Genomic DNA, 1,059 nt, shown 5'->3' on the forward strand with positions numbered 1-1,059 from the left:
GGGCACCTGGCCATCGCCACGCCCGCCGCCACTCCTGCGCCGCCTGCGCCCCGCTACGCGCGCGACGTGCGCACGCTGCTGCTGCGTTAGCGCTCCCCCCTCGCTGTCCCCGCAGTCCTACCCCGCTGAGGAGTGTCCCCCCGCATGAGTCCCCATGACGAGCTCGTCCCCGTGCTGAAGAAGCTGCGCCTGTCCGGGCTGCTGCAGTCCCTCGAGGTGCGCTGCCGCGAGGCGGCCGACGCCAACTTGTCGCTGACGGAATTCCTCTACCGGCTGCTGGCCGACGAGGTGGAGCGGCGCGACGGCAAGCAGTTGGACGTGCGCCTGCGCCGTGCTGCCTTCGAGCGGCCCAGCACCCTGGAGGACTTCGACTTCTCCTTCAACGCCTCCGTCCCGCGCACCAAGGTGCTGGAGCTGGGCACCTGCTCCTTTGTCGAGCGACACGAGAACGTGCTGGTGGTGGGCCCGGCGGGCGTCGGCAAGAGTCACCTCGCCCAGGCGCTGGGCCAGCGTGCCTGTCGCGCCGGCCACGCCGTCCTCTACGTGAGCGCCCACGACATGCTCACGCAGTTGCGCGCCTCACGCGCCGACAACAGCTACGAGCGGCGCCTCCTGCGCTTCACCACGCCAGCCCTGCTCATCGTCGACGACCTGGGACTGCGGCCCCTCACGGGCGAGGAGGGCATCGACTTGTACGAGATTGTCCGCCGCCGCTACGAGCGCGCGGCCACTTGCTTCACCTCCAATCGCGCTCTGGAGGAGTGGCCTCCGCTGTTTGGTGACGCGCTGCTGGCCAGCGCCGCCATGGACCGGCTGCTGCACCACGCCCACGTACTCACCATCGAGGGTGACAGCTACCGCAACCCGCCGCTCGCCAAGCGCACCCGAGCACCGCGCGCGGCCCAGGCCGAGACCATCGCACGCTGACGCCTGGCGCAGCCCCTACCGGACCGGTTTGGCCGAACCCGCGCGGTCCACGCCGTCGCGCTTCCCGGGCTCCTCACGTCCGGACCTCATTGGCCGGACCGAACAGCGACCTGATTAGCCGAGCCTTGACAC

General features: G+C 70.6%; 1 protein-coding gene. It reads left to right on the top strand.

The genetic code is table 11. The annotated features are described in order from the left end of the window. Positions 1–144: 144 nt before the first annotated feature. Positions 145–927, top strand: coding sequence for an IS21-like element helper ATPase IstB (gene istB, locus K8638_RS44255; RefSeq protein ID WP_223760824.1), 783 nt, complete (start codon positions 145–147; stop codon positions 925–927). The last annotated feature ends 132 nt before the right edge of the window (positions 928–1,059 follow it).

This window comes from Myxococcus sp. RHSTA-1-4, from assembly GCF_020037125.1.
Taxonomy (GTDB): domain Bacteria; phylum Myxococcota; class Myxococcia; order Myxococcales; family Myxococcaceae; genus Myxococcus.